This is a genomic window from Sphingomonas sanguinis (genome assembly GCF_019297835.1).
Taxonomy (GTDB): domain Bacteria; phylum Pseudomonadota; class Alphaproteobacteria; order Sphingomonadales; family Sphingomonadaceae; genus Sphingomonas; species Sphingomonas sanguinis_D.
In genome coordinates, this window is record NZ_CP079203.1 from 2,141,863 (window position 1) to 2,167,849 (window position 25,987).

Annotated in this window: 16 protein-coding genes, 2 tRNA genes and 3 pseudogenes; 10 read left to right on the plus strand and 11 right to left on the minus strand. The window is 66.0% G+C overall.

The features are described 5' to 3' along the window. Positions 1–73: 73 nt before the first annotated feature. The 6 genes from KV697_RS09930 (at position 74) to eutC (ending at position 8,783) form a co-directional block, all read left to right on the plus strand. The gene (locus tag KV697_RS09930; RefSeq protein ID WP_219018044.1) at positions 74–2,722 is read left to right on the plus strand and encodes a TonB-dependent receptor; all 2,649 of its coding nucleotides are present in this window, start codon (positions 74–76) and stop codon (positions 2,720–2,722) included. Positions 2,723–2,739: 17 nt separating this feature from the next. After that, entirely contained in the window at positions 2,740–4,317 is a 1,578-nt protein-coding gene (locus tag KV697_RS09935; RefSeq protein ID WP_219018045.1) for an alkaline phosphatase D family protein, read from the plus strand. Between the two features lie 134 nt (positions 4,318–4,451). Beyond that, on the plus strand, positions 4,452–5,699 hold the full coding sequence (locus KV697_RS09940) for an MFS transporter (RefSeq protein WP_219018046.1): 1,248 nt from the start codon (positions 4,452–4,454) through the stop codon (positions 5,697–5,699). Continuing rightward, positions 5,696–6,583 (plus strand): proline iminopeptidase-family hydrolase, encoded by an 888-nt coding sequence (locus KV697_RS09945; protein WP_219018047.1) that lies wholly within the window; start codon positions 5,696–5,698, stop codon positions 6,581–6,583. Before KV697_RS09940 ends, KV697_RS09945 begins: the two co-directional genes overlap by 4 nt. Before the next feature lie 5 nt (positions 6,584–6,588). Continuing rightward, positions 6,589–8,001, plus strand: coding sequence for an ethanolamine ammonia-lyase subunit EutB (locus KV697_RS09950; protein WP_219018048.1), 1,413 nt, complete (start codon positions 6,589–6,591; stop codon positions 7,999–8,001). Then, positions 7,998–8,783 carry an ethanolamine ammonia-lyase subunit EutC gene (eutC, locus tag KV697_RS09955; protein ID WP_219018049.1) on the plus strand — a complete coding sequence of 262 codons (786 nt, stop codon included), beginning with the start codon at positions 7,998–8,000 and terminating at the stop codon, positions 8,781–8,783. The genes KV697_RS09950 and eutC overlap by 4 nt, the downstream gene beginning before the upstream one ends. A gap of 59 nt (positions 8,784–8,842) precedes the next feature. Here the strand turns inward: eutC and KV697_RS09960 are convergent, their stop codons facing one another. From KV697_RS09960 to KV697_RS09980, 5 genes are all read right to left on the minus strand, one after another. Beyond that, positions 8,843–10,705 carry a methyl-accepting chemotaxis protein gene (locus KV697_RS09960; RefSeq protein WP_219018050.1) on the minus strand — a complete coding sequence of 621 codons (1,863 nt, stop codon included), beginning with the start codon at positions 10,703–10,705 and terminating at the stop codon, positions 8,843–8,845. 228 nt (positions 10,706–10,933) lie between these two features. Further along, entirely contained in the window at positions 10,934–11,533 is a 600-nt protein-coding gene (locus tag KV697_RS09965; RefSeq protein WP_219018051.1) for a TetR/AcrR family transcriptional regulator, read from the minus strand. Between the two features lie 35 nt (positions 11,534–11,568). Next, entirely contained in the window at positions 11,569–13,071 is a 1,503-nt protein-coding gene (locus tag KV697_RS09970; RefSeq protein ID WP_219018052.1) for an efflux transporter outer membrane subunit, read from the minus strand. Positions 13,072–13,074: 3 nt separating this feature from the next. Further along, positions 13,075–16,263 carry an efflux RND transporter permease subunit gene (locus KV697_RS09975; protein ID WP_219018053.1) on the minus strand — a complete coding sequence of 1,063 codons (3,189 nt, stop codon included), beginning with the start codon at positions 16,261–16,263 and terminating at the stop codon, positions 13,075–13,077. A gap of 6 nt (positions 16,264–16,269) precedes the next feature. Continuing rightward, complete coding sequence (locus KV697_RS09980; RefSeq protein WP_219018054.1) at positions 16,270–17,466, minus strand: efflux RND transporter periplasmic adaptor subunit; 1,197 nt, start codon at positions 17,464–17,466, stop codon at positions 16,270–16,272. A 20-nt stretch (positions 17,467–17,486) separates the two neighbouring features. On the opposite strand from KV697_RS09980, the gene KV697_RS09985 reads away from it, so the two are divergent. Next, positions 17,487–18,161 (plus strand): TetR/AcrR family transcriptional regulator, encoded by a 675-nt coding sequence (locus KV697_RS09985; protein ID WP_257575244.1) that lies wholly within the window; start codon positions 17,487–17,489, stop codon positions 18,159–18,161. 226 nt (positions 18,162–18,387) lie between these two features. Here KV697_RS09985 and KV697_RS20110 read toward each other — a convergent pair. From KV697_RS20110 to cpdR, 4 genes and pseudogenes are all read right to left on the minus strand, one after another. Then, positions 18,388–18,792: pseudogene (locus KV697_RS20110) on the minus strand (IS5 family transposase); the annotation flags it as partial. A gap of 48 nt (positions 18,793–18,840) precedes the next feature. Next, positions 18,841–19,281, minus strand: a pseudogene (locus KV697_RS20115) (tyrosine-type recombinase/integrase); the annotation flags it as partial. Positions 19,282–19,621: 340 nt separating this feature from the next. After that, positions 19,622–19,696, minus strand: a tRNA-Val gene (locus KV697_RS09995). Positions 19,697–19,740: 44 nt separating this feature from the next. After that, the gene (gene cpdR / locus KV697_RS10000) at positions 19,741–20,118 is read right to left on the minus strand and encodes a cell cycle two-component system response regulator CpdR (RefSeq protein WP_219021340.1); all 378 of its coding nucleotides are present in this window, start codon (positions 20,116–20,118) and stop codon (positions 19,741–19,743) included. 126 nt (positions 20,119–20,244) lie between these two features. On the opposite strand from cpdR, the gene KV697_RS10005 reads away from it, so the two are divergent. Next, the gene (locus KV697_RS10005; protein ID WP_219018056.1) at positions 20,245–21,102 is read left to right on the plus strand and encodes an N-formylglutamate amidohydrolase; all 858 of its coding nucleotides are present in this window, start codon (positions 20,245–20,247) and stop codon (positions 21,100–21,102) included. A gap of 710 nt (positions 21,103–21,812) precedes the next feature. Further along, positions 21,813–22,087: pseudogene (locus KV697_RS20335) on the plus strand (transposase); the annotation flags it as partial. Positions 22,088–22,724: 637 nt separating this feature from the next. Here KV697_RS20335 and KV697_RS10015 read toward each other — a convergent pair. Continuing rightward, a tRNA-Ser gene (locus tag KV697_RS10015) sits at positions 22,725–22,815 on the minus strand. A gap of 96 nt (positions 22,816–22,911) precedes the next feature. On the opposite strand from KV697_RS10015, the gene KV697_RS10020 reads away from it, so the two are divergent. Beyond that, positions 22,912–23,778: a peptidylprolyl isomerase gene (locus KV697_RS10020; protein WP_219018057.1), complete on the plus strand. Its 867-nt coding sequence runs from the start codon at positions 22,912–22,914 to the stop codon at positions 23,776–23,778. A gap of 142 nt (positions 23,779–23,920) precedes the next feature. Here KV697_RS10020 and acs read toward each other — a convergent pair whose 3' ends face one another. Beyond that, positions 23,921–25,873 carry an acetate--CoA ligase gene (gene acs, locus KV697_RS10025; RefSeq protein ID WP_219018058.1) on the minus strand — a complete coding sequence of 651 codons (1,953 nt, stop codon included), beginning with the start codon at positions 25,871–25,873 and terminating at the stop codon, positions 23,921–23,923. Positions 25,874–25,987 lie beyond the last annotated feature (114 nt).

Below are 25,987 nucleotides of genomic sequence, written 5' to 3' on the forward strand. Positions count from 1 at the left end.
CGGTCAGGCATCCTCGTCGCGTCGATGATGCACTCGGATCAACCGGGTTCGCCATCATAACGGGGGATTGATCATGACGATGTTTTCGCGCGCCCACCGGGCGCGCCTGTTGTGCTGCGCGTCCGGCCTGTTGCTGACGGCGGTCCCGGCTCATGCGAAGGACGCGACCTCATCCGACGGGACGAACTCGACCGCCCCGCAGTCGGACGTCGTCGTCACCGCGGAGCGCCTGGCGACCGCCCGGAAGGAACAGTCGCCCGCCGTGGTCGACAGCATCGTCTATGACGACGTCGAGACGATCGCGGCGGACGGCAACATCGCCGAGCAGCTACGGCTGCTGCCCGGTATCAGCACGATCGACGAGGGCGATGCGCCGCGTTTCGTGACGATCCGCGGCATCTCGCCCGATCTCAACCAGACGACGATCGACGGCATCACCCTCGCCTCGATCGGCAATGACGGCGAGGGATCGCGGATGATCAATCTGCAGATCATCCCGTCCGAACTGTCGCAGCGCACCGACGTCTACAAGACCTTCACCGCCGAACAGGATGGCGGCGCGATCGGCGGCATCGTCGACATCGTGACGCGCAGCCCCCTCGACCTGAAGCGCCGCTATACCCTGCTCGACGGCTATGGCAGCTATCAGTCGTTCCGCGGCCCCGACGGACGCAACACGATCGGTGGCAGCGCGCAGCATTGGGGCGGCGGGGCCAAGGGCGTATTCGCCGACCGTTTCGGCGCGCAAGGCCAGTTCGGCATCCTGCTGTCGGCCCGTTACCAGAGCCGCACGCGCAACTCCGCCAAATGGTGGCAGCCGGTGAAGAATTATTTCGACACCAGGGGCAGGCTGCTTGCCGGTCCCGACGCGGGCAACTGGGATGGTCGCGCGGTGCCGGGCGACCATAGCTATGGCAGCTACACCAACCGGCTGCGCACCGCGGGCAGCAGCGGCAAGCTGGAATGGCAGGCGAGCGACCGCATCCGCGCCTCGCTGCTCGGCTTCGGTTATCGTCTGTGGGAATCCTCGACGATGAACAAGAACGACTATTATACGCGCAGCACCATCGTCGCGCGCACGGCGACCGGCGGCCGGTCGCAGGTCAACAGCATCTATTCGCGCTACCGCTACGACACCTGGGACAAGAAGACCTATGGCGGCATCGCCTCGGTCGGCTGGCGCGGCGACGCCTCGCATCTCGACGTGCGCGGCGGCTATACCCGCGCGATCTACGACAATGTGCAGCCCTATGTCGGCGTGCGCACCTATCCGGCGCGCCTGTTCCTCGACTGGGAGGACGGCAGCGATGCGACCGGCGGCATCCCGCGCGTGACCGGGATCAGCGACCCCAATGCGCCCTTCTCGTCGGTCTACAAGCTCAGCACCGCGAACATCACCGAACGATCCGCGCGCGAGGGGCTGGCCGATCTGCGCGTCGACTATGCCTGGAACACCGAAGCGAACGACCGTGGTTTCGGACTGGCCACGGGTGTCGAGTTCCGCCGCCTCGACCTGTCACGCGACCTGAACGTCAATACGTACCGGCTGGGGCGGGTGATGACGGATTATATGGTCGATCCCGGCTATCTGCCGGTCGGGTCGGCCATGTCCTTCCCATGGATCGACTATAACCGCGCCAGGGGCAGCCTGTGGCAGCAGATCGGGCTGGACGCGCGCGCGACCGCCTATCAGGCGGCGGCCAGCGACTATCGCTATGTCGAGCGGCTGTGGACGCCCTATCTGTCGCTCCACCATGCCAGCGACGCGACGCGGTTGGTGGCCGGGCTTCGCTACGACCATATCGGGTTCGACGCCTATCAGCCGGTGATCCGCAGCGGCGTGGTGGCGCCGGGGCAGACGGTGAAGCAGGGCGGCTATGCCTATCTCCTCCCCTCGTTCGCGGCCGATCATGATCTGGCCGACGGCACCAAGCTGCGCTTCGCCTATAGCCGCACGCTGGGCCGCCCGACGCCGGGCGACATCGCCCAGCCCGAGACGATCAGCTGCGGCGTGGAGGACGAGGAGGCGGGCGGTCCCGACTGCTCGATCCGGCGCGGCAACCCAAATCTGAGGCCGCGCCGCGCCGACAATCTCGACGTCGGTGCCGAATATTATTTCGGCACGCATGGCGTGATCGGCGTCGCCGCCTTTGCCAAGTGGATCAAGGACGACATCTATGTCCTGCGCTCGCTGCAGGAGGTGGACGGCACCACCTATGCGGTGCGCGAGCCGACCAATGCCGAACGCTCGCGTTTGTACGGGATCGAGTTCCAGATCGCCGAGCGCAATGTCGACGTGCTGGGTCGCAAGGTCGATCCTTTCTTCAACGTGACGCTGCTCGACGGCCAGATGCATGTCACCGGCGAGGAAACCGGCACGCGCACGGTCGACCGGCTGATGTACCAGCCGCGCGTGACGGTCGGTGCCGGGGCGACGGTGCGTCTGCCCGAGATCGCGGGTGCGTTCCGGGCGACGGTCAGCCACCGTTCGGACTCGCTGACCGCGCTGGGCGTCACGCCCAAGGACGATACCGGCCGGGCGCCCCTGACCGTCGTCAACGCCGCGCTGTGGCACAAGGTCTTGCCGCACGTGACCTTCAAGTACGAGATCAACAACCTGTTTGACGACCAGCCCAATTTCCTGGTCGGCAACCGTCTTCAATATGTCAACGAAATCGACGATTATGGTCGCGCCGCCTTCTTCCACATCGTGCTGAACTGATCGGACCCGAGACTAGGATGGATCGCCGTCACCTGCTCGCCGCCTTTCCGATGCTGTGGATGGCGGCGCGCGCCGGCGCGCTGCCGGCCGGTCCGCGCAACCTGATCGACGCGCCGGGCTTCCTCACCACGCCGTTCACGCTCGGCGTCGCGTCCGGCGATCCCGATGCGGACGGCTTCGTCGCCTGGACGCGGATCGTCCCCGAACCGGCACAACCCGATGGCGGCATGGTCGCAGCACCCGTGCGCGTCGGCTGGGAGGTGGCGCGCGATCCCGACTTCCGCCAGATCGTCCGCCAGGGCGACACGATCGCCCATCCCGAGCTGGCCCATGCGGTGCATGTTGAAGTGACCGGCCTCGAACCGGCGCGGCCCTATTGGTATCGCTTCACCTGCGGCGGCCATCGCAGCCCGGCGGGGCGCAGCGCCACGCTGCCTCTGCCGCAGGCGCGGCTCGACCGGCTGCGCTTCGCGGTCGCGGGCTGCCAGCATTATGAGGAAGGGCTCTACACCGCCTGGCGGAAGATATCCGAAGAGCCGATCGACTTCGTCTTCCATTATGGCGACTATATCTATGAAGGCCCCGATCGCGGCCCCGCCGCGCGCCGCATCGGTAGCCGGGTGGTGACGCCGATCCGCCGCCACACGCATGGCGAGATCCAGTCGATCACCGATTATCGCCTGCGCTACGGCCTCTACAAGGCGGACGCCGACCTGCAGGCCGCGCATGCCGCCGCACCGTGGTTCGTCAGCTTCGACGATCATGAGGTCGACAACAATTGGGCGGGCGACCACGACCAGGACGGCACCCCGCCCGAGCTGTTCCTGATGCGCCGGGCGATGGCGATGCAGGCCTATTACGAGCATATGCCGCTGCGCCGGCGCTCGATGCCGGTGGGCGCGCAGATGCGCATGTATCGCGACGCGCGCTTCGGCGACCTGATGCAGGGCTTCTTCCTCGACACCCGCCAGTATCGCTCGGACCAAGCCTATGGCGACGATGACGTGGCGCAGGGGCCGGACGTCTATGCGCCCGATCGCACGATGCTGGGCGACGCGCAGGAGGGGTGGCTGTTCGACGGCCTGACGCGCTCGACCGCGCGCTGGAATCTCGTCGCCCAGCAGGTGCGGCTGATGAACATGCATTATGCCAGGCCGGGCAAGGACGTTCCCGTCGCTTCGATGGACCAATGGTCGGGCTATATGCACAGCCAGCGCCGCCTGCTCGGCCACATCGCCAATCATTGTCCGGGCAATGTGATGACGGTCAGCGGCGACGCGCACCGCCATTATGCTGGCGATCTGATCCACGACCAGCGCGGGACGATCGTGTCGAGCGAGTTCCTCGCGACCTCGATCACCTCGGGCGCGGACGGCGTCGGCGATGACGACGCCTTCACCCGCTCGGCCAAGGCGCACACGCCCGAGCTGATGGCGATGACCGACCGGCGCGGCTATGTGCTGTGCGACGTGGGCCGCGACAGCTTTCGCGGCGACCTGAAGATACTCGATACTGTTGCCGTACCCGACGGACGCCTGTCGACCTATGCCAGCTTCGTGTCCGAACGCGGAAAGCCGGGACTGCACCGGGCCTAGGCGGTACGCGAGATGGGGTGCCGGATCGGTGGCACCGGATCGTCATTCTGCGACTAGACCCGCACCATCATCATAATATACGAAATACCGAACAGCATTTGTCGCAGCGGCGAGTGCGTCGTGCGGGGACCGTGATGTCGCAAAGCCAGGATCGCCTTCGCCTGCCGCCCGCGCTAATGGGCCTGGCGAACATGACCTATGGCCTGTACGGCGCGATGGCGCTGATGACGGTGCCGCAGCGGCTGGCGGCGGCGGGCGTGTCGCAATTCACCATTTCCTCGATCACCGCCGCCGCGCTGATCCCGACCTTTGCCGGTTTCCTAGTCGCGCCGATCCTGGACGTGCGTTTCGCGCGGCGGACCTACACCATCGTCTTCGGCGTGCTAACCGCGCTGCTGGCCTATGCGAGTCTCAGCCAGATCGACCGGCTGGAATGGCTGGCCCCGCTCCTGATCCTGGGGTTCCTCTGCGCCGCGCTCTATTACAACGCGCTGGGTGGATGGCTGGGGGTGGTCGTGCCGCCGGGGCAGGAAGGGCGGCTGGCGGCTGGCTTCACGGTCGGCAATGTCGGCGGCTTCGGCGTCGGCGCGATCCTGTTCATCCTGTTCCTGCATCACCTGCCCGCAGGGCTGTCGGCGCTGGCCTGCGCGCTGCTGATCCTCGTGCCCCTTATCCTGCTGGCCTTCATTCCCGCGCCGCTGGCCGAGCGGCGCGGCGCCAAGGAGAGTTTCCGGACGCTGGCCCGCGATCTCGGCGCGCTGATCCGCCGCCCGGTGGTGCTGCGCACGCTGGCGCTGTTCTGCCTGCCCGCTTCGTCCTTCGCGCTGACGAACACGCTGGGCGGGCTGGGCGCGCGGTTCGGGGCGTCGGAGACGTTCGTGGCGGCAATGGCGGGACTGGGCGTGACGGCGGCGGGGATCGTCGGCACGTTGTTCGTGCCCGCGCTGGTCAAGCGGATCGAGCCGCTGATTCTCTATCTCGCCATCGGCACATTGGGGGCGTGCTTCACCCTGTCGCTGATCGCCCTGCCCCGCACGCCGATCGTCTTCGCCGTCGCGCTGTTCGGACAGAATATCTTCCAGGCGGCGGCCTTCGCGGTGGAGACGACCATCGTCTTCCGCAGCATCGGCCAGGACAATCCGCTCGCCGCCACGCAGTTCGCCTTTCTCCAGGCCGCGACCTGCTTGCCCATCGCCTATATGCAGGCGGTCGACGGCGATGCGTTCGACCGGGGCGGACTGGACCTGATGCTGGCGACCGATGCGGGGGCGTCGCTCGCCGCCTGTTCGGTGATCGCGCTGGTCGCGCTGGGCTGGGTATGGCGGCGGCGCGCGACGCGGATGTCCGCGATGGGGCCAGCCGTTGAAGGAGGAGCGATATGACGACGGTGCCCGAGATCACCCGCATCACGCTGGCGAGCGGCCATAAAGTCACCGGCTATTCCTATGGCGATGGCCCGGAGGCGGTGATGCTGGCCAATGGTGGCCCCGGCCTGCCCAGCCTGTATCTGCGCGATCCCCATGCCCGGCTGACCGACGCCGGATACCGCGTCGTGACCTGGGATCAGCTGGGCTGCGGCGCGTCCGACCGCCCCGAGGACCCCGCGCTCTGGACGCTCGAACGCTATGTCGAGGAGGCCGAGGCCGTCCGCGCGACCTTCGACGTCGAGCGGGTGCATTTCCTGGGCCATAGCTGGGGGACATGGCTGGGCACCGAATATGCCCTGACCCATCCCGACCGTATCGCCAGCCTGATCTTGGCTGACGGCGCCTGCGACATTCCCCATCTGGTCGACGAGCTGAAGCGGCTGAAGCTGGGTCTGGGCCATGAAACGGTGACGATGATGGCCGCGCACGAGGCGGCTGGCACCATGGAACATCCGGAATATCAGGCGGCGATCACCATCCTGAACTATCGCCATGTCTGCCGCCTGAAGGACTGGCCCGCGCCGTTGACCCAGGCGCTCGCCGACTGGAATATGGGCCCCTATCACACGATGCAGGGGCCGAACGAGTTCACCTTCACCGGCAATATGACCGACTGGAACCGCATTCCCGCCATGCACAGGATCACCGCGCCCGCGCTGGTGTTGACCGGCGCGCATGACGAGCTGACGCCCGCCTGTTCGGAAAAGATGCATCGCGCCATGCCCGATTCGCGCATCCATGTCTTTCCCAACAGCTCGCACATGCCCTTTTACGAAGAGCCGGACGCCTATTTCGCGGTGCTGACCGGGTTTCTCGACCAGGTGACGGGGCGGCGCTGACGGCGATGCGGCTGGCGATCGATCTGGGCGGTACACGCTATCGGTTCCGCGATCTGGCCGCCCTGCTCGCCGCCGCCTCGCCATTGCGGTCGGGCGACGTGCTGGCGGGGATCGCCGCGCGCGACGCCACCGAGCGGGTGGCCGCCCGCCATATCCTCGCCGATCTGCCGCTGCGCGATGTGCTGAACGCGGTGACCGTCCCCTATGAGGCGGACGAGGTCACGCGCGCCATCCTCGACGCGCATGATGCGCAGGCCTTCGCGCCGATCGCGCATATGACGATCGGGCAATGGCGCGAATGGCTGTTGGCGGACGAGACCGACGGCGCGGCGATCGCGGCGGTGTCGCCCGGCCTCACCTCGGAGATGGTCGCGGCGGTTTCCAAGCTGTGCCGCAACCAGGACCTGATCGCGATCGCGGCCAAGATCCGCGTCGTCACCCGCTTTCGCACCACCATGGGCCTGCCGGGCACGCTGGGCGTGCGGTTGCAGCCCAATCACCCGACCGACGATCCGGCGGGGATCGCCGCCTCGACGCTGGACGGGCTGTTGATGGGATGCGGCGATGCGATGATCGGCATCAACCCGGCGCGCGACAATCTGGCGGGCACGGTCGAGCTGCTCCACCTGCTCGACGCGCTGCGCCGATCCTATGACATTCCGACGCAAAGCTGCGTCCTGACCCATGTCACGACCAGCATCGCCGCGATCGAACGCGGCGCGCCGGTCGACCTGATGTTCCAGTCGATCGCGGGGTCGCAGGGCGCCAATGCCGGGTTCGGCGTCACCCTGTCGCTGCTGGCCGAGGCGCGGGATGCCGCGCAGTCGCTGAACCGCGGCACGATCGGCGACCAGCTGATGTATTTCGAGACCGGCCAGGGTTCGGCCCTGTCGGCCGAGGCGCATCACGGCGTCGACCAGCAGACCATGGAAGTCCGCGCCTATGGCGTCGCCCGGCTCTTCGATCCCTTTCTGGTCAATAGCGTCGTCGGCTTTATCGGGCCGGAATATCTTTACGACGGCAAGCAGATCATCCGCGCAGGGCTTGAGGATCATTGCTGCGGCAAGCTGCTCGGTCTGCCGATGGGGGTCGATGTCTGCTACACCAACCATGCGCAGGCGGATCAGGACGATATGGACACGCTGCTGACCCTGCTGGGCGTGGCGGGCGTCAATTTCGTGATGGGCGTGCCCGGATCGGACGACGTCATGCTGAACTATCAATCGACCAGCTTTCACGACGCGCTCTATGTGCGCCATCTCCTGAACCGCACGCCCGCCCCCGAATTCGCCGCCTGGGGACAGGCGATGGGGCTGGCGGACGCGAGCGGCGCGCCGACGATCCGCACGCTGGAGGACGGCGCGCGGCGGCTGGCGCTGGACCGGGCCTTGCCCGCCCCCGGAGCCGGACACGCATGAGCGACGAACGCGATCCGATGGCCTGGGTGCGGCGGGCGACCCAGGCGCGGATCGGGCTGGGCCGGGCGGGACGTGGCCTGCCGACCGCTGCGATGCTGTCCTTCCAGCTCGACCATGCCCGTGCCTGCGATGCGGTGCACGGCGCGCTCGATGCGGAGCGGCTGGCGGCGGCCCTCTGGGCGCCCGCGCTGCGCGTCGACAGCCGGGCGGCCGACCGCGCGACCTATCTGACCCGGCCCGATCTCGGGCGGCGGCTCGCTCCCGAAGGGGCAGCGACCCTGGAGGCGGCGTGTGCGGGAGGATACGACCTGGCCATCCTGCTGGCGGACGGCCTGTCCGCGGCGGCGGTGCAGGCGCATGGCACGGCTCTGGCCAACCGGATCGTCGCCGCGCTGCCCGACTGGCGGATCGCGCCGCCGATCATCGCGCATCAGGCGCGGGTGGCGCTGGGCGACGAAGCGGGCGCGGCGCTCGGCGCGGCGATGATACTGGTCCTGATCGGCGAACGGCCGGGGCTGACCTCGCCGGACAGCCTGGGCGTCTATCTGACCGCCGCCCCGCGCGTCGGGCGGCTGGACAGCGAGCGCAACTGCGTCTCCAACATCCGCCCGCCGCACGGCCTGTCCTATGAGGCGGCGACCGACACGCTCTTGTGGCTGATGCGCCAGGCGCGGCTCGGCGGCGGCACCGGCGTCCACCTGAAGGATTTGCGTGATCCCGGCAGCGCCCCGGCAGCGCTGCCGGACCCAAGGTCACGCGAAGACGACGGAAGATCGCATTGAATCAACGCGAGCCCCGCCCCCGTCAGGGCAGGGGTGGGGCCGTCTCATGTCATCCTGCTCTAAAATTCGGACCAATCATCGGCCGCCGCATCGACCATGGCGCCGCGAGAGCCGTTCGCCACCTTTTGCCGGGCCATGTGGGCGATCTCCCGTCCGGCCTTCGCTGCGGTGCGCAGCGGCAGGGCGTGGACGGTCGCCGGGGACGACTGGCTTCGTGGCCCATGGTCCAGCGTGAATCGCGCGACCTGTCGGGCCAGACTGTCCGCCTCCTCGGCAAGGCTTCGGGCGGCGGCGGTCGCCTCCTCGACCATAGCGGCGTTCTGCTGGGTGACGCCGTCCATCTCGGACACGGCCGTATTGACCTGCTGCAGGCCCGTCGCCTGGCGCTCGGCCGAGGCGGCGATCGTCTCCACCAGCACGCTGATCTCGCCGATCCGGGCGATGATCCGCTGCAGCGCCTTGCCGGTCTCGCTGACCAGCGCGGCCCCCGCTTCGACCTGTTCGGACGAGGCGGTGATCTTGACCTTCACATCCTTGGCGGCATCCGCCGAGCGCTGCGCCAGCGCCCGCACCTCGGACGCGACCACCGCGAAGCCCTTGCCCGCATCACCGGCGCGCGCCGCCTCGACACCGGCGTTCAGCGCCAGCAAATTGGTCTGGAAGGCGATGCCGTCGATGACCGAGATGATTTCGCCGATCTCGGTCGATGCGCGCTCGATGCCGCTCATCGCCTCGACGGTCCGCCGGACCACGTCGCCCGACTGCTCCGCCTCCACGCGCGTTTCGCTGACCAGGACATTGGCACGATTGGCACCGGCGGCCGTCTCCCGCACCGTGGAGGTGACTTCGTCCATCGCCGCCGACGTCTCTTCGAGCGACGCGGCCTGTTGCTCGGTCCGTTGTGACAGATCGTCCGACGCCTGGCGAATGTCGCTGGCGCCGTTGTTGATCCCGCTCACCGCCTCCTTGACGGTGGCGAGGGTCGCCTGAAGATTGGCCACCGCGGCGTTGAAGTCGGACTTGATGCGGGCGAACGGCCCGGCAAGCTCGGCGTCGACGCGCGCCAGCAGGTCGCCCTCCGCCAGGCGGGTGAGCGCCGCGCCGAAACTGTCGACGATGAGCGTGGTCTGCTCCTGCTTGGCCCGCTCGGCGGCGGCGAGTTGATCGCGCAGCGCGACCGTCGCATCGGCCAATTGCCCCAGCTCGTCCTGCCGCCCGGTGACGGTGACCGGCACGTCCATCTGGCCGGACGTCATGCGACGCAGCGCGTCGATCAGCATCAGCAGGGGCGCGACGATGTGGCGGCGGGTCGCCACGGCGATCATCACGATCAGCGCAAACGTCGCGAAGGTCGTGACGGCCAGCATGATGTTGGCAAGCCGCGCGATTTCCGCAGCCTGCCGGTTGACGTCGGCGACATGCGCCTCGATCGCGTCCGAGAGGGTGCTCATCCCCCCTTCCAGCACATCGAACGCCTTTAGGAAGGCGGGAAGAGACGCCGCCGCGCGCGCCTGATCGGTCGCCGCAGTGCGGGCCATGGCATCGGCCTGCTCGATATAGGCGTCCACCTGGGTCTGGATACGCTTCGCCTGCGCCACGACATCGGGCGCGGCGGCATAGGCGGCGTCGGTCAGGACCGCCTTGCGCAGCACGGCCGCGTCATCGGCAAGCGCCTTGCGGCTTTCGGCAAGATCGACGTCCCCGGCACTGACCGCGCGCAGGATCGAAAGAACGTCGCCGCGCACCGAGTCATGCATCATGTCGGCGGTCATGTGATTGCGCAGCAACGCCGACCCTTCCGTGATCCGCGTACGCGCTTCGGCTTGCCGGCTGTTCGACCACACGCTGGCGGCACCCGAAACCAGCACCAGCAGCACGATCGCGGCGAAAGCCGCCGAAACCATCCTGTTGATCGAGCGCATTCTTTGCCTCCAAAAAGGTCAATCACGCGCATCGCTACATGGCAGATACCTAAGATCCCATTAGCCGCCCAAGCACAGGCCGGCCCGCCGGGTGCATCGCGGCGAAGCTATAGGATGGTTCTTCGACAATCGGCCTTCAGTATTGTGGCTTGGAAGAACCCCTTGGCCGCAACTACTTACGGCCGCACGATACCGGATGGCGATGCCCCGCGTAACATGGGCGCGCCGCTACAACAGCTTCGAGACGGCATCCCATTTCTGCAGGAACAGCGATTCGCATTCTGGATCGGACAGCTTGCTCCAATAGCAATCCCTGCTCACTCCCTCGACGATATCCCGCAACAGCCTCGCCGTCAGCGCAATGCTATCCCGACTGTCGTCCGCCGCCCGTACCGCCGCGACATAGGGAAGGTAGAAATCGAAGTTGTTTTCGCGCCAGGATTCCAGCCAGATATGCAGGGAACGGTCGTGCAGCGCCTCCGACATCAGGATCGTCAGGCTCCGCTCGCGCACGCCGCCATCCGGCCTGCACATACGCCAGGACAGTTCCTTCAACGCGGCGCGCGGGTCTTCGGGAAGATCGTCGCTGAGCTGGCAATAGACCTTGTCCATCACCTGGCCCATCACATCCATCAACAGATGGATCTTGCTGGGCCAGCGCCGGTAGATCGCCTGCTTGCTCACCCCGACGGACTGGGCGATCTGTTCGATCGAGATGTCCAGCCCCTGCTCGACAAAGGCGAGGATGGCGGCGTCGACGACCAGATTGCCGATCTCCGCCGCCCGCGCCAGGCTGGGCCGGCCGCGCGATGCGCGCGCCTTCGTCATGACGTTCGTCCCATGAAACCGGCCCGGACCGTCGTTCAGTTCAGGCCACCGCCCAGCGAGCGGTACAGCTCCACCATATTGCTCTCGCGATTGAGACGCGTGGTGACGAGCAGTTGCTGCGCCGAATAGGCCGTGCGCTGGGAATCGAGGGTGGTCAGGAAGGACTCGACGCCCGTCCTGTACCGCGCGTCCGAAATCTTCAGCGCGACATTGGCCGCCTCCACCCGCGCGGTCTGCGCCGCAATCTGCTCGTCGATGGTGCCGCGCTGGGCCAGGGCATCGGCCACCTCGCGGAACGCCGTCTGGACCGTCTTCTCATAGGTCGAGACGGCGGCCTGCTGCTGCGCCCGCGCGACGTCCAGATTGCCGCGAAGCCGCCCCCCGTCGAACAGCGGCAGCGACACCGACGGCGCGCCGGTATAGGTGAAACTGCCCCCGGCAAAGAGGCCGCTCAGCGCGGTGCTGATCGTCCCCAGCGTCGCAGTCAGCGAGATGCGCGGAAACAGCGCCGCGCGCGCCGCGCCGATATTGGCGTTCTGCGCGATCAGCTGATGCTCGGCCTGCAGCACGTCGGGGCGACGCAGCAACACATCGGACGAAAGGCCGACGGGCAGCACCGGCAAGGCGGCACCGCCGCTATTGAGGCCCTGCGGCAGCAGGTCGGTCTGCACCGGCGTCCCGACCAGCAGGTCGAGGGCGTTCTTGTCCTGGGCGACGCGCGTCTTGAGGACGGCGATATCGTTGCGCGCGCCCTGATAGGTCGTCTCGGCCTGCCGCGCCTCGAGTTCCGAGGCGACACCGATGCGGAACTGGGCACGGGTCAGCTCCAGCGACTGTTCGAACGACTTCAGCGACTCCTGCGAAATCCGCAGCTGGTCCCGGTCGGAGGCATAGGTCAGCCAGGCGGTCGCGATCTCGGCGATCAGGCTGATCCGCGTCGCACGCTGCGCCTCTTCGGTCGCGAAATACTGCTCCAGCGCCGCGCGGCTGAGATTGCGGACACGGCCGAACAGATCCAGCTCGAAGGCCGAGAAACCGGCATTGACCGAATAGAATTGGAGATTGGGCGAGGACGAGCCAAGCCCCGCTCCCCCCGTACCGGTGCCCGCGCCAGCCCCCGTTCCGGCGCCGGACCCCGATCCGGTCCCGCCACCGGCGGCCCCGCCCAAGGCGCCCGCCGCCCCCTGGATATTGTTGGTATAGGTGCCCGAACCCGACAGGTTGGTCGAGGGGACCAGGTCCGCCCGCTGAATGCGATACTGCGCCCTGGCCTGAAGCACATTGGCCGCCGCGACGCGCAGATCCCGGTTGTTCTCCAGCCCCAGCGCGATGGTACGGCGCAGGCGGTCGTCGGTGAAGAAGGACTGCCACCCGATTTTGGAAACGTCGGGAGCGTCGGACGCGGCGGGCGGATAGATGCCGTCCTGGGGCAGCGTCGCGGGGACGGCGCCCACCGGGCGGACATATTTGGGGGCGAGGTTGCACCCGGCGAGCATGGTGGCGGCCAGCAGGGCGAGCATGGATTTGGAACGGATCATGGATCAAACTCCCTGCGGCACGGATGGCGTATCGGGGTGGCCATCGTCGTGCGGATGCATATCCCCCTCGGCCTTGCGCTGCTTGCTGCGGTCGAACAGCCGCATGACGACGACGAAGAACATCGGCACGAAGAAGATCGCCAGGATCGTCGCCGACAACATGCCGCCCACCACGGCGCGACCGATGGCATTCTGCCCCCCTGCCCCTGCGCCATTGGCGATGGCCAGCGGGAACACGCCGAACACGAAAGCCAGGCTGGTCATCAGGATCGGACGAAGGCGAAGCTTGGCGGCCTCGATCGCCGCATCGAACGCGCTCAGCCCCTCGCGCATCTTCTCCTCGGCAAACTCGACGATCAGGATCGCGTTCTTCGCCGACACGCCGATCGTGGTGATCAGGCCAACCTGAAGATAGATGTCGTTGTTCAGCCCGGTCAGCCACGCGGCCAACAGCGCACCGAGGACGCCCAAGGGCACCACCAGCATCACCGAAATCGGCACCGACCAGCTTTCGTACAGCGCGGCAAGGCACAGGAAGACGATCAGCAGCGACAGGCCATAGAGCGCAGGCGCCTGACCACCGGACAGCTGTTCCTCATAGCTGAGGCCGGTCCAGTCGAGCCGGGTGCCGGGCGGCAGCTTGGCCTGCATCTCCTCCATCGCCTTGATCGCGGCGCCCGACGACACGCCCGGTGCAGCCTGGCCCAGGATTTCCATCGAGGGCTGGCCGTTATAGCGGGTCAGCTGCATCGGCCCCTGGTGCCAGTCGAACGAGGAGAAGGCGGTGAACGGCGCCATCGTGCCCGTCGCTCCGCGCACATAGAGGTCGCCAATATCCTCGGGCGCCATGCGATAGGCGGCATCGGCCTGGATATAGACGCGCTTCACCCGGCCGCGATCGATGAAGTCGTTCACGTAAGCACCACCCCAAGCGGTCGCGATCGTGCTGTTGACGGTCGAGAGGTCGAGGCCGAGCGCACGGGCCTTGTCCTGGTCGACATTGACCTTGAGCTGCGGCGCGTCGTCGAGCGCGTTGGGGCGCACGCCGACCAGCGACTTGTTCTGCGACGCCATGCCGAGCAACATGTTGCGCGCGGCGAGCAGCTTTTCGTGCCCGATGCCGCCTTCGTCGACCAGTTGCATGTCGAAGCCGGTGGCATTGCCCAGTTCCTGGACGGCGGGCGGGATGACCGCGAAGATCAGGCCGTCATTGTAGCGGGCGAACGCCCCCATGGCGCGGCCGATGATCGCCTGCGCCTTGTTCTGCGCGCCGGGGCGGTCCTTCCATTCCTTCATTGGGATGAAGGCGATACCGCTATTCTGGCCCTGGCCCGCAAAGCTGAAGCCGTTGATCGTGTAGACGCCGCGAATGGCGCTCCCTGCATCGCTCAGGAAATGGTCGCGGACGAGATCGAGGCCCTTCTGGGTCCGCGCCGTGGTCGCCCCCGGCGGGCCCTGGACCAGCGCGATCATCACGCCCTGATCCTCGTCGGGCAGGAAGCCGCTCGGCAAGCGCATGAACAGGAAGGCCATGCCGACGACGATCAGCGCATAGACGATCAGCGACCGCCCCCAGCGCCGCGCGGTCGAGCGGACGCCCTTTTCATAGCGGTCGCGCCCACGATCGAACCGGTCGTTGAACCAACGGAAGAAGCGCGCCAGCGGACCATGGCCCTCCGTCTTGCTCGGGTCGTGCGGCTTCAGGATGGTAGCGCAGAGCGCGGGCGTCAGGATCAGCGCGACCGCAACCGACAGCGCCATCGCCGAGACGATGGTGATCGAGAACTGGCGATAGATGACGCCGGTCGACCCGCCGAAGAACGCCATCGGCAGGAACACGGCGGACAGCACCGCCGCGATGCCGATCAGCGCGCCGGTGATCTCGTCCATCGACTTTCGCGCCGCTTCCTTGGGCGAAAGATGCTCGGTGGTGATCAGGCGCTCGACATTCTCGACGACGACGATCGCGTCGTCGACCAGCAAGCCGATGGCCAGCACCATACCGAACAGGGTCAGCGTGTTGATCGAATAGCCGAACGCCGCCAGCACTGCGAACGTCCCCGTCAGCACCACCGGCACCGCGATCGTCGGGATCAGCGTGGCGCGGAAATTCTGGAGGAATAGGAACATGACGAGGAAGACGAGCACGACCGCCTCGACCAGAGTCTCGATCACCTGCTCGATCGACAGCCGCACGAAGGGCGAGGTATCGTAGGGGAAGATGACCTTGACGTCGGAGGGGAATTCCTTCGCCAGCGCGTTCACCCGCTCCTTGACCGCGGTGACGGTGTCGAGCGCGTTGGCGCCGGGCGCCAGCTTGATGCCGATGCCCGAGGCGGGCTTGCCGTTCCACTGCGCCGAAAAGGCATAGTTTTCCGCGCCGATCGCGACGCGCGCGACATCGCCGAGCCGGACGATCGAACCGTCGGTGTTGCTCTTCAGACGGATCTTGGCGAACTGCTCAGGGGACGTCAGCCGCGACGAGACCGAGACGGTCGCGTTGAGCATCTGTTCCTTGGGCGCGGGCTGCGCGCCGATCTGGCCCGCCGAAACCTGTGCGTTCTGCGCCGTGACCGCATTGGTCACGTCCGCCATGGTCAGCGCGTAATTGTTGAGCTTGATCGGATCGACCCAGATGCGCATCGCATATTGCGACCCGAAGATCTGGGTATCGCCGACGCCGGTGACGCGCGACAGCGGATCGGAAATCCGCGAGGCGACGATGTCGGCGAGGTCGTCGGCGTCATGCTGGCCGTTCTCGGAATAGAGGCCGACGAACAGCAGGAAATTCTGCGTCGCCTTGGCGACAATGATGCCCTGGCGCTGAACCTCCTGCGGCAGAAGCGGGGTCGCCGCCTGCAGCTTGTTCTGGACCTGCACCTGCGCGATGTCGGGATCGGTTCCCTGTTCGAAAGTCAGCGTGATCGTCACGCTGCCCGCCGACGACGAGGAGGACGAGAAGTAGCGAAGGTGATCGATCCCCTTCATCTGCTGCTCGATGATCTGGGTGGTCGTATTCTCCAGCGTCTGGGCGTCGGCGCCCGGATAATTGGCGGTGATCGATACCGCGGGCGGCGCGATCGCCGGGAACTGCGCGATGGGCAGCGAGCGCAGGGACAAGAGCCCCGCGATGACGACCATCACCGCCAGCACATAGGCGAAGATCGGGCGATCGATGAAATAGCGTGACATGGCTGGTTACTTCGCCTGTGCCTGTGCCGCACCCTGTCGCGGCTGTGCGGCCGCGGGCTTGGCGTTGGGGTTCCACGGCTTGCCCTGCACGGGCATGCCCGGACGGAGCATCATGCCGCCTTCGACGATGATCTTGTCCCCGGCCTTCAGCCCGCTGGTCACGATCCAGTTGTCGCCGACCGAGCGGCCGGTCTGGAGCGTCCGCCCCTCGACCTTGTTGCCCGCGCCGATCACCATCACGGTCGCCTGCCCCTTTTCGTCGCGGCTGACGGCGCGTTGCGGCACCAGGAAGGCGTTGGACTGGGTGCCCTCGACCAGGGACGCGCGCACGAACATGCCGGGCAGCAGCAATCCGTTGGGGTTGGGGAACAGTGCGCGGATCACCTGCGATCCGGTGGTCGGGTCGACGGTGACGTCGGCGAAGCGCAGCGTGCCCTGGGGACCGTAATCGCTGCCGTCCTCCAGCTTCAGCTTGACCGGGGCATGGCCGTCACGGGTCAGCTGGCCGCTCATGATCTGCTGACGCAGCTTCAGGAGTTCGGCGCTCGGCTCCTGGATGTCGACATAGATGGGGTCGAGCCGCTGGATGGTGGCCAGCGCATCGGTCTGCGACGCCGATACCAGCGCGCCGGTCGTGAATACCGACCGGCCGATCCGGCCGGTGATCGGCGCACGGATGGTGGTGCGGGCCAGATCGATCTGCGCGGTGCGCAACGCGGCCTGCTGCGCGGCGACATCGGCGCGCGCCTGCGCCGCGCTCGTCTGCGCATTCTCGAACTCCTGGCGGGCGATCGCGTTGATCTTGACCAGTTCGCCGTAACGGCGCGCCAGTGCGGCGCTCGACGCGATACCCGCCTGCGCGCGGGTCAGCGCGGCGCGGGCGCTGGCGACCTGGGCCTGATAGGGCGCCGGATCGATACGGTAGAGCGGCTGGCCCTCGCGGACCATGTCGCCCTCGACGAACAGCCGCTGGGTAATTAGGCCGTTGACCTGCGGGCGGACATCGGAGGTTTCGAATGCGGTCGTCCGCCCAGGCAATTCGGTCGTGAGGGTGACAGGCTGCTCGCTCGCCACCACATACCCCACCGGAGCCGGTCCCTGCGCCGCCTGTTGCTGCTGCTGGTTGCCACCGGCGCCGCAAGCGGCCAGTGCGAGCAAGGCGCCGGATGCCAACACACGACCCATAAGCCGATTGGACGACATATCATTTCCCGCTTGAAAAATTGTATGAGATCGATCACTCACATTTTGCGTCGTTAGACCCACCGGTCGAGTGCGTCAACATGCTTGAGAGAGGTTCTACCGTGTCGAATACCAAGTGCTCGCCTCCCACCCGTGCGGAGTTGCGACGGCACAATATCAAGGAGGTAGCGCGTCGCCTGTTCGTGGAGAACGGCTTTCACGCCACCGGCATCGCCGCCATCGCCAAGGAATCGGGCGTCGCCGTCCAGCAGCTGTACCGCGACTTCCCGTCCAAGGAGGACATCATCGCCGCCATCGTGGCGGCAGACTGCGAGCGTATCGCGGACCAGAATACCCTGAACACCGCACTGTCCAACAGGGATCGCGAAGGCATCGTCGCCTGGCTCGTGGGCACCCCGTGCCGCAAGGACGAAGCGGGCGACCGCCTGTTTCTGGAAATCGCGGCGGAAGCGGCGCGCAACGACCGGATCAGGGCCATCTTCCTCGAGGTTCGCGAGCGGGCATTCGAAAACATCAGCCGCGCCTTTGCAGGCCTGATGGGTAGCGACGTGGTACAGGACGAGCATCAAACCCTCGCTCAGGCTTTCATGGTGATCTCACTCGGCTCGGTCTGCGCCAGAACCCTTCATCAGGAGAATGTGAAGCCCGCCAGTGACAGGCTCATTACCTGCCTGATCGATGGAGCCCGTCCCTGACATTCGATGCGCCGTCGTCGCGCAGGCGGCCTTGAGGCGCTCTTCCTTCGCGATCGCGGGATTGATCCACGCGGAAACGCCAAGGTCTCCCGCGCACATTGCGTCGAAGCCACTTTATTGGGACGGGTCGGGACTGTGTGGCGGTGCTGTCAGTCCAATGCGAACCGCTCTCCACACGATGCCGTTCGGTCTTTAAGTGCAGCGGCCTGGCTCGCGTCTGCATTTCGCGCAGCCGGATCATGGCGCACGCGAGGTGAGCGAAACCCATAAAGGCGGTGATGGTTTTCTCGCAGCATAGGGCGATGCGCCGGAAGCGCTTTAGCGTGTTGAAGAAGCATTCGACCTGATGGCGTTCCTTGTAGAGGCGCCAGTCGATGGGAGGTTTGGCGGTTCGGCTCGGATTGGCCTTGATCTGCGCGGTGGCGCCAAGATCGTCGGCGATAAAGGTGCGTAAGGGATCGGCATCATAAGCGGCATCGGCGATGACCTGGCCCACGCCCTCCAAGCGGGCCAGCAGCGTCTCGGCCTCAGGACGATCGCCTCGTTGGCCGGGCGTTGGATGGATGCGGATCGGCGGGCCGATGGCATCGACGGCTGCATGTAGCTTGGTCGTCAGGCCACCACGGGACCGGCAACGCTCCAATATGGCTATTGCGTCCCCTGTCAGTGGGATCGTTTGCGGGTGGCCTGTCTTGGTTTCTGGTATATTCGCCAAGCGCGTTTCGACATTGATGTTGGACCATGTAAAGTTGAGCAGTTCGCCTCGCCGCAAAGCCGTCTGAAGCGCAAATAGGATTGCCGGTCGGATCAGGCTGTTCCGAGTTTCCTTCAAAGCCTCGTGAAGCCGTTGGAGTTCACCCGGTCTTAAGCGCCTGTCCCTTGCGTTTCGGACGGGCAACCGCCTGACCTGTGCAACGACGTTGTGCGGTATGGCCACTCCCCAATCGAGCCTAGCCACTTCGATGATCGTATGGAGCAGCCCCAACTCGCGGGCGATGGTTCCAGGTTTGACCTGTTTGGCCCTGATATCCCTGTAGGCTGCGATAGGAGCCGATTTAAGGTCGAGCAAGGTATGGCGCGTCAAGTATCCTAGAGAGTCCAGCACCCTCCGAATCGGCATTTCGCTTCTTAGGGGTCACTTCGTCTATGTAGCGGCGGATAACGTCGCCAAGGGTGATCCCCTTAAGCTGTCGGCGATCTAACGGCTCGTCGCCACGATCAATCCGCCCTTCCCGCTCCTAGCCCATTTTTTCGCTGCTTCCTTCGTCGGCAGCGACTTGTATTCCGGTTCGTATCCCTTGCGCCGGATTTGTACGAACCAGCCCTTCGCTCGCTTGGTAAGCGTGGCCACTGTGCTTCCTGTGTCAAAATTGCATCAGGAGCGGCGAAAGGGTTTCAGGTTGCCAAGCGACAGATACTAAAAAGCCCCGGAAATCCGAAGACTTCCGAGGCTTTTTGAGTGGTGGGCGTGGCAAGGATTGAACTTGCGACCCCTGCGATGTCAACACAGTGCTCTACCACTGAGCTACACGCCCGCCGGAGGCCGGGCAATTAGCAGTTTCGGCGGGGCTGGCAAGCCCTAAATCGCGCCGTCTGCCGATTCTTTTGCAAAAAGTCGGTCCACCTCCATCACCAGGTCGCGCAGGTGAAAGGGTTTGGACAGTACACGGGCGTTGGGAACCGCCTGCCCCGCCTTCAGCGTGACCGCCGCGAAGCCGGTGATGAACATCACCCGCAAGTCGGGGACCAGCGAGGCGGCGCGCTGGGCCAGTTCGATGCCATCCATCTCGGGCATGACGATATCGGTCAGCAGCAGGTCGAAGTGTTCGCTCTCCAGCAAAGGCAGCGCCGTCGTGCCGCGATCGACCGCCGTCACCCGGTAGCCGGACCGCGTCAGCGCCCGTGTCAGATATTCGCGCATGACCTCGTCGTCTTCGGCCAGCAGGATATGGAACATCGCGTCATCCCGATTCATGTCGAAAGCCAGCTTAGCGGCGCGGCGGTTAAGATTTCCAGACCATTGCCGTATTCAATCGCCCATAGCCGATTGCGTGCCCCTGATGCTCGCCATAGGATCACGGCAATGGCCAGCCCGAGCTTCGGCACATCCTTTCAGACATTTGGCGATCCGGTTCCTTCGGGGCCGGTGGTGATCTCGGTACCGCATGGCGGGCGCGCCTATCCGGCGGAGATGGTCGCGGCGCTGCGCGTGCCGGTCGCCGCCGTAACGGCGCTGGAGGACCGGCTGATTGATCTGGTCGGCATCGCCGCGCAAGGGGACGAGCCGATGCTGGTCCAGACCACGCCGCGCGCCTGGATCGACCTGAACCGCGACGAGCGCGAGCGGGATGCGCTGATCGACGAGGGCGCGACGATGGCGCCCCGCGCCTCGGCCAAGCTGCGCAGCGGGCTGGGCCTGGTGCCACGCCGGGTGGCGGGGCATGGCGATATCTGGACACGGCGCTTCGCCGATGCGGAGATCGTCGCGCGCATCAAGAACGATCATCGCCCCTATCATAGCGCTTTGGCGGAGCGGCTGGCGGCGGCGCGGGCGCGGTTCGGGGTGGCGGTGCTGCTCGACCTGCATTCGATGCCGCCGCTCGGTGCGCCGGGGCTGGTGCCGCGCATCGTGATCGGCGACCGGCATGGCACGACGGCGGCCACCCGCTTCGTCCGCCGGGTCGAGGCGGAGGCGCGTGGGGGTGGTTTCGCCGTGACCCGCAATGCGCCCTATGCCGGGGGACATATCGTCGAGCGGCACGGCGATCCCCGACGAGGCATCCACGCGATCCAGCTGGAACTCGACCGCTCGCTCTATCTCGATGCCGCGCTGGAGGCGCCAGGGCCGGGCTTCGACGCCACGGTAGCGCTGGTATGCCGTATCCTGTCCGCCTTGGCGGCCGAAGCTCTGGGCCAACCGACGGCGATGGCCGCCGAATAAAAAACCGCCTCGCGCAAGGGGGAAGAGCGCGAGGCGGCCAAGGTTCAGGGAGGAGACACGCTGAAAGCGTGTCGCACGACACCGCGAAAGGGGGGACACGATGTCGTACTGGTATAAATAGGAAGGGGCCTATTTGGTTCAACCCCCGCCCCCACAATTCGTCATTTTTTCGTAACGGGTGGTGGCGGCACCGGTGAACGACTTCCGATGAGCGCCAGACGACGGCGCTCAATAAACCCGCCGTCTGCAATCGCCCATTTGCGTGCGCCATAAGGCTAGAACAAAATCCGAGCGCCTTGAATCGAGTAGGGATTCCCGAGCGTCTTGAAGTCTGATTCATGACCCTCACGGGTGACGGGAGGCTGCTGAGATGGGCAAGCCGTTGTCGATGGGCCTGCGCGAGCGGGTGGTTGGTGCGATTTCTCAGGGTATGTCGCGCCGTGCGGCGGCAGCACGGTTCGGGGTGAGCGCAGCCAGTGCGGTGGGCGGCGCGTCAGCGCGATCAGGCAAAGCCCGTGGCCAAGCCGCAGGGAGGTGACATGCGCTTGGTCGCAACGGAGGCCAAGGCGGCGCGCATATCGGCGCTGTACGAGGCGGCTTCCGAAACACCCTTGCCGAGTGGCGCGCGGCGCTGGCCGCCGAGGGGATCGCGGTGGCGGTATCGACGCTATGGCGCTTCTTGGCGCGCCACCGGCATAGGCGCACGCGCCCCGACGCTGAAGCCCGGCGACGTCGTGATCCTCGACAACCTGCCCGCCCGCAAGAGCGTCGTGGCACGCATGGCGATCGAGGCAAGGGAGGCACGGCTGCTTTTCCTTCCGCCTTACTCGCCTGACTTCAACCCGATCGAAAACGCCTTCGCCAAAGCTCAAGGCGCTCCTGCGCAAAGCCGCCGCCCGCACCTGCGACGACCTGTACCGCCATCGGTGCCGCCATCGACACGTTCATGCATGCCAAGTGCGCCAACTACTTCGCCGCTGCCGGTACGATCCCGACTGATCCGAATTTGCTCCAGCAAAGATCGCACGGTCACCCGGCGGCAGTGCGTTCCAGGCGCGCAAGCGCGCCTGGAAGTGGTGATCGCGTCATGACGGCTGCCCCGCATCCGCTGCGAAGCCGAGCAGATAGTTCGCTGACTTGCTGGCAGCGCTCGCGGCATGACCGATGGCCTTGTAGTCACGCCGCAGTACCTTGAGCCACGACCCAATATAGTCGGCATGCCACACCGCTGGCCTCGAGAATGGCTGCGACCTCGGGCAGAATCTCTATCTCGGGCCGAACCTCGGGCGCTCGTGTGAGCGCTTCGGGCGGGCCTTCACATTGGTCGATGTTGGAGACGGTGAAGCGCTTGAGAAAGGCAATCGTGCGCGCCTGCCCCTTTGCCGTTGATTTTGAGAAACAGGCCGTCCTCGCCCGAATAGCGGCCAGGCTCGACCAGCGAACGGATCTTAGGGGCAGTGAGCTTTCCCATGCTACCTCACCTCAATTTTTCTCCACACTTTTCCAACACTTCGCGTCAGATTGTGTTGGATCGAGTGAAACGCAGCGGCACCAGAAAATCGCTGATTTCCGTGCTTTTACAGCAATTTTCGGAGTTGGGCGAGGCCCGCAGAGGGCAGGAATGGCGGAGCGGGAGGGATTCGAACCCTCGATACGGTTTTGCCGTATACTCACTTTCCAGGCGAGCGCCTTCGACCACTCGGCCACCGCTCCGCATGAGTCCATGCCTGGAACACGCGCCCCTAATGTGCTTCCTCGCCCCGCGCAAGCGATTGCGTGTGCCGGTTCGCTGGGGCAGTCTGTGCTGCGATGACGATCGCGCTTCTGCTCGCCGCGCTTCTGACGCAGGCTTCGCCCTCCCCCGCCCCTGTCGCGCAGGCCGGCGATCCGCTGCCCGGCGACTGGATCGCGGTGCCCGATGACGAGTTGCTGGTCTTTACGCTCGCCAATGGACGGACGGTGACGCTGCGGCTGGCGCCGGGACAGGCGCCGGTCCATGTCGCCAATATCCGCGCGCTGGCGCGCGGGCATTGGTGGGATGCGGGGACGAGCGTGTACCGCGTGCAGGAGAATTACGTCGCGCAATGGGGCGACGCGACCGAGAAGAAGCCGCTGCCGTCCAGCGTGATCGCCAATCCTCCGGCCGAATATGTCCATAGCGGCAACAGCGCGGTAGCGCGGCTGAGCAAGCCCGATCCCTATGCCGCTTGGGCGGGCTATAGCCGTGACGGCTGGCCGCTGGCGGGGGATGCGACCAACGAGTGGGTGCCGCATTGCTATGGCATGGTCGGCGTCGCCCGCGATCTGGCGCCCAGCACGGGGTCGGGGGCCGAGCTTTACACGATCATCGGCCACTCGCCGCGCGGGCTGGACCGCAATATTGCGGTGGTCGGGCGGGTGGTCGACGGCATGGATGCGCTCTCCACCCTGCCGCGCGGGACGGGGGATCTGGGCTTCTACAAGGAGGAGGGGCAGCGGCTGGGAATCGTCTCGGCGCGACTGGCGAGCGATATCCCCGCCGCCGAGCGACCGCACTTCCAGTATCGCGAGACGGTGTCGCCGCGCTTTGCCGCCTGGATCAAGGGGCGAGAGAATCGGAAGAACGAGTTCTTCACCGTGCCTGCGGGGGGTGTGGATATTTGTGCGGCGCTGCCGCCGGTGCGCAAGGCGCCCTGAGGTTGGCGTTGGGGCGTGGCCTTCGACTTCGCTCAGGCTGAACGGAGGTTTGGTATCAACCGTTTTCCCAACAGCCGTTCGGCCTGAGCGAAGTCGACGGCCACGGGAAAACGGGGCCGCCAACCAGCGGCCCCTTTTCCCATCACGCCGCCTTTTTCCCCGACTCGATCCGGTTGGCGACCAGGTGATCGACCACCGCCGGATCGGCGAGCGTCGAGGTGTCGCCCAGCGCATCGACCTGATTCTCCGCGATCTTGCGCAGGATGCGGCGCATGATCTTGCCCGAGCGGGTCTTGGGCAGCGCAGGCGCGAATTGCAGCGCGTCGGGGGTGGCGATCGGACCGATCTCGCGGCGGACCCATTGGACCAGCTCGGCGCGCAGGGCCTCGTCTTCCTCGACGCCCGCATTCAGCGTGACGAAGGCGTAGATGCCCTGTCCCTTCACGTCATGCGGCATGCCCACGACAGCTGCCTCGGCGACCTTGGCATGGGCGACCAGCGCGGACTCGACCTCGGCGGTGCCCATACGGTGGCCGGAGACGTTGATGACGTCGTCGACCCGGCCGGTGATCCAGTAATAGCCATCCTCGTCGCGGCGACATCCGTCGCCGGTGAAATACTTGCCCGGATAGGTGGTGAAATAGGTCTGGAAGAAACGGTCATGATCGCCCCAGACGGTGCGCATCTGCCCCGGCCAGCTGTCGGCGATGACGAGGTTGCCCTCGACCGCGCCGTCCAGCACCTTGCCCTCGGCATCGACGATCTGCGGCAGAACGCCAGGCAGCGGCAGCGTGGCCGAGCCGGGCTTCAGCGCCACCGCGCCGGGGATCGGTGCGATCATATGGCCGCCGGTTTCGGTCTGCCACCAGGTATCGACGATCGGGCAGCGCCCCTCGCCGACCACATGATAATACCATTCCCAGGCTTCGGGATTGATCGGCTCGCCGACCGATCCCAGCACGCGAAGCGACGAACGGTCGGTCTTCTTCACCCATTCGTCGCCTTCGCGCATCAGCGCACGCAGGGCAGTCGGCGCGGCATAGAAGGTCGCGACCTGATACTTGTCGACGATCTGCCAGAAACGGCTGAAATCGGGGTAATTGGGCACGCCTTCATACATCAGCGTCGTCGCGCCATTGGCGAGCGCGCCATAAACGACATAGCTGTGGCCCGTGACCCAACCCACGTCGGCGGCGCACCAGAAGACCTCGCCTTCGCGGTAATCGAACACATGCTGGTGCGTATAGGACGCCCAGAGCAGATAGCCGCCGCTGCTGTGCAGCACGCCCTTGGGCTTGCCGGTCGAGCCGCTGGTATAGAGGATGAACAGGGGGTCCTCCGCGCCCATCGGCTCAGGTGCGCAGTCGGTGGCGGCGGCGTCGACCAGATCGCCATACCAATGGTCGCGGCCGTCCTTCATCGTCACCTCGGCGCCGCTGTGGCGGACAACGAGGACATGGTCGACCGCCACGCCATGATGCTCCAGCGCGGCGTCGACATTGGCCTTGAGCGGCACCGCCTTGCCCCCGCGACAGCCGCCGTCCGCCGTGATGACGATGCGGGAGTCGCAATCGACGATCCGGTTGGCGAGGCTTTCGGGGGAGAAACCTCCGAATACGATCGAATGGATCGCGCCGATCCGCGCACAGGCCAGCATCGCGAAGGCGGCCTCGGGGATCATCGGCAGATACAGGGTGACGCGGTCGCCCTTGGCGACGCCCAGCCCCTTCATCGCATTGGCGAGGCGGCAGACCTGCTCGTGCAGCTCGCGATAGGTGATGCGGCGATCGGTGCCCGGCGCATCGCCTTCCCACAGGATCGCGACTTGGTCGGCGCGGGTTTCCAGATGGCGGTCGATGCAATTGGCCGCGACGTTCAGCTGGCCGTCGGCGAACCACGCGATGCGGAAATCCGCCTCGTCGAAGCTGGTGTCCTTGACGCTGGTGAAGGGCGTGATCCAGTCCAGCCGCTTCGCCTGTTCGCGCCAATAGCCGTCCGGGTCGGTCTTCGCGGCCTCATAGGCGCGGGCGTACCCTTTCGCATCCATGGACGCGCTATCGGCCCATTCGGGAACGGGGTGAACATGGGCGCTCATGCCTGTCTCTCCTATATCTTTGGCGAACCTTTAGCAGTCCAACATCACAATTGCCTATCGGCTCCGTGACAAAGTGCGTCAGGTAACGCGGTTCGGATGCCGCGCTAAAATGTC

What these genes read in the sequence shown, in the direction of transcription:
- KV697_RS09930 (WP_219018044.1), top strand. Translation starts at nt 74, where the DNA reads ATGACGATGTTTTCGCGCGCCCACCGGGCGCGCCTGTTGTGCTGCGCG.
- KV697_RS09935 (WP_219018045.1), top strand. Translation starts at nt 2,740, where the DNA reads ATGGATCGCCGTCACCTGCTCGCCGCCTTTCCGATGCTGTGGATGGCG.
- KV697_RS09940 (WP_219018046.1), top strand. Translation starts at nt 4,452, where the DNA reads ATGTCGCAAAGCCAGGATCGCCTTCGCCTGCCGCCCGCGCTAATGGGC.
- KV697_RS09945 (WP_219018047.1), top strand. Translation starts at nt 5,696, where the DNA reads ATGACGACGGTGCCCGAGATCACCCGCATCACGCTGGCGAGCGGCCAT.
- KV697_RS09950 (WP_219018048.1), top strand. Translation starts at nt 6,589, where the DNA reads ATGCGGCTGGCGATCGATCTGGGCGGTACACGCTATCGGTTCCGCGAT.
- eutC (WP_219018049.1), top strand. Translation starts at nt 7,998, where the DNA reads ATGAGCGACGAACGCGATCCGATGGCCTGGGTGCGGCGGGCGACCCAG.
- KV697_RS09960 (WP_219018050.1), bottom strand. Translation starts at nt 10,705, where the DNA reads ATGCGCTCGATCAACAGGATGGTTTCGGCGGCTTTCGCCGCGATCGTG.
- KV697_RS09965 (WP_219018051.1), bottom strand. Translation starts at nt 11,533, where the DNA reads ATGACGAAGGCGCGCGCATCGCGCGGCCGGCCCAGCCTGGCGCGGGCG.
- KV697_RS09970 (WP_219018052.1), bottom strand. Translation starts at nt 13,071, where the DNA reads ATGATCCGTTCCAAATCCATGCTCGCCCTGCTGGCCGCCACCATGCTC.
- KV697_RS09975 (WP_219018053.1), bottom strand. Translation starts at nt 16,263, where the DNA reads ATGTCACGCTATTTCATCGATCGCCCGATCTTCGCCTATGTGCTGGCG.
- KV697_RS09980 (WP_219018054.1), bottom strand. Translation starts at nt 17,466, where the DNA reads ATGTCGTCCAATCGGCTTATGGGTCGTGTGTTGGCATCCGGCGCCTTG.
- cpdR (WP_219021340.1), bottom strand. Translation starts at nt 20,118, where the DNA reads ATGTTCCATATCCTGCTGGCCGAAGACGACGAGGTCATGCGCGAATAT.
- KV697_RS10005 (WP_219018056.1), top strand. Translation starts at nt 20,245, where the DNA reads ATGGCCAGCCCGAGCTTCGGCACATCCTTTCAGACATTTGGCGATCCG.
- KV697_RS10020 (WP_219018057.1), top strand. Translation starts at nt 22,912, where the DNA reads ATGACGATCGCGCTTCTGCTCGCCGCGCTTCTGACGCAGGCTTCGCCC.
- acs (WP_219018058.1), bottom strand. Translation starts at nt 25,873, where the DNA reads ATGAGCGCCCATGTTCACCCCGTTCCCGAATGGGCCGATAGCGCGTCC.